The 1,396-nt window shown below is 70.3% G+C and carries 2 protein-coding genes and 1 pseudogene; 1 reads left to right on the forward strand and 2 read right to left on the reverse strand.

Annotation, left to right across the window (positions count from 1 at the left end):
* Positions 1 to 185: pseudogene (locus WEB03_RS01265) on the forward strand (dihydrolipoamide dehydrogenase); the annotation flags it as partial.
* Between the two features lie 12 nt (positions 186 to 197).
* Here WEB03_RS01265 and WEB03_RS01270 read toward each other — a convergent pair.
* Positions 198 to 1,070 (reverse strand): cytochrome c biogenesis CcdA family protein, encoded by an 873-nt coding sequence (locus tag WEB03_RS01270; RefSeq protein WP_368069160.1) that lies wholly within the window; start codon positions 1,068 to 1,070, stop codon positions 198 to 200.
* Positions 1,067 to 1,396: TlpA family protein disulfide reductase (locus WEB03_RS01275; protein ID WP_368069161.1), on the reverse strand; the 330-nt coding region annotated here is incomplete at its 5' end. The genes WEB03_RS01270 and WEB03_RS01275, both read right to left, overlap by 4 nt.

The raw sequence follows: 1,396 nt of genomic DNA on the forward strand, positions 1-1,396 counted from the left end.
CCGACCGCCTGCTCGGTTGTCACATCGTGGGACCGGAGGCGGGCAACCTCGTTTACGAGGCCGTCATCGCCATGACGGTCGGCGCGCGGTACCGCGACATCGCGCGGGCCATCCACGTCCACCCGACCCTCGCTGAGGGTGTGAACAGCGCGGCGGGTGGCGTGCACCGGCCCACCTCGGAGTGACGGAGCGTCGGCTCAGCGCTGCTGGGCGGGCTCGGCCTCGGGCGTCTGGCTGCGAGTTCGGTGTGCGGCGAGGCTGGCCAGCGCGATGAGCACGACGAGCGCCAGGCTCACGCCGGCCACCAGGGGACGCTCGCCGATCAGGTTCGTGAGCTGGGATGACCAGCGTTCCACGGTGACCACGGGCCCTGATGCTGCGAGTGGATCGTTCAGGTTCGTGGCCCAGAACCAGACGATGTAGCCGCCGGCCAGGAGGAGCACTGCTCCGGAGACCCGTTGGACGTGGCCGCTCCATCGACGCATCGACCGGACGAGCCCCTGTTTGCCGAGGGCGAGCGCCAGCGTGAGGACGATCAGGACCAGCGACATGCCGAGGCCGTACACGACGAACAGCAGGACGCCGCTGATCAGGCTGGCGCGGGGGATCGCGCCCGCGACCACCACGAGGAAGACCGGCAGCGTGCACGACAGCGAGGCGACGGCGTAGCTCACCCCGAACACGAAGACCGAGGACGTGCGCCGCCCTTCCGGGGCACGGCTGAACTTGGGCAGCCGTACGACGGGGTCGAGGCCCGCGAGCATGGCTGCACCGAGGAGCGCGAGACCGCCGCCGATGACCATGGCCGCCCACGGCAGGAGGTCGATGATCGAGCGCAGCCCGAGGGTGATCAGGATGCCCGCGAGGCCGAAGACGAGGAGGAACCCGCTCGAGACCACGAGGCCGGTCACGAGACCGCTACGCACCGCGGCGACGCGGCCACCGCGTTCGTCCTCGTCGGTCTGGCCCATGAAGTAGCTGAGGTAGGCGGGCAGCATGGCGAAGCCGCACGGGTTGACGGTCGCCACGAGCCCGGCGGTGAAGGCCAGTGCGAACGGCGCGTCGATCACGACGGCACCTCCGCATCGACGCCGAGGTGGTCGCGGAGGTCGTCGACGAGCGCGTCGCGGGTGAGCAGCCCGGTGTGGCGATCGACGATGGTGCCGTCGGCGTCCACGTAGAACGTCGAGGGCATCCCGAACACCCCGAAGGCCTGGAAGAGCGCACCGTCGGGGTCGCGCAGCAGCTGGTAGCTCACCCCGGTCTCCTCGACGAGCGCTTCGGCCCGCTCGGTGGTGTCCTGGGTGTTGATCCCGATGAAGGTCACGTCGCCGGCGACCGCCTGGTGCACCGCTTCGAGGTCGGGCATCTCGGCGATGCACGGCGGGCACCACGA

It is taken from the genome of Nitriliruptor sp., assembly GCF_040882075.1.
In the GTDB taxonomy this organism is placed as follows: Bacteria; Actinomycetota; Nitriliruptoria; order Nitriliruptorales; family Nitriliruptoraceae; genus Nitriliruptor.